Source organism: Curvibacter delicatus NBRC 14919, from assembly GCF_001592265.1.
In the GTDB taxonomy this organism is placed as follows: domain Bacteria; phylum Pseudomonadota; class Gammaproteobacteria; order Burkholderiales; family Burkholderiaceae_C; genus Hylemonella; species Hylemonella delicata.
Genome location: NZ_BCWP01000106.1, coordinates 1 through 702, shown reverse-complemented (window position 1 = coordinate 702; position 702 = coordinate 1). Strand labels below are relative to the sequence as shown.

1 protein-coding gene is annotated in these 702 nt (G+C 57.5%); it reads right to left on the bottom strand.

What is annotated here, in order from left to right; translation table 11 throughout:
* Positions 1-425: class I SAM-dependent methyltransferase (locus CDE01S_RS18015; RefSeq protein ID WP_218016555.1), on the bottom strand; the 425-nt coding region annotated here is incomplete at its 3' end.
* Between the last annotated feature and the right edge of the window lie 277 nt (positions 426-702).

Genomic DNA, 702 nt, shown 5'->3' with positions numbered 1-702 from the left:
TTATCATCCTTCTCGATGTAGAGCGCTCGCATCCTCGCATCGACGCCAAGTTCGGCCAGTTCTGCCTTGCATCGGGCCAAGGTCTGAAGGGAGAGCGCAATTGATGTGCCATCCAAGTCTTCGTCATCCGATCCCCAAGGCCCAGCAAAGCAATCGACATAGCAGATTTCCGCCTTGCCAACCTTTCTGCCGTTCATGCCGATGATCAGAACCAGCTTCTCAAGGTAGTTCTTCAGCAACGTGTGCTTGACCAGCGCGGGCACCCTGCCCTCATAGATTTCCGGAACCGTTCCTGCCAAGATACTTCCCTCCCTGAGTAGACCCTGCTGAACTGGACCACCGCCACGAACCCGGGGGCTGGTTAGTTGCTCCCTCGGGCTTCTGCCGTGGTGTCGTTGGCCGGAATTCTCGTTGATTCCCAGCATGCGTTCAAATTCTGGCCCGCTTCAGTTCAGGCGCCTGGGCGGCCGCCGGTCGGGCACGGCGCAGCCATTCGTTGTTCAGGTTCGTGTTCGGCAGCCTTCGTCGCCATCATCGAAACACACACTGGCTCCCGAAGGAGGTTCAAGATGGTGAAGGACTTTCTGAGGTTGGGGAAGGGCGTCAATCACAATGCAACGGGCATGTCACGCCCTAAACAGCCCCAGTCCCGAAGGATCGACTGTGGTATGAACGGCGAACGTCTGGTCTGCAGCACTAAGG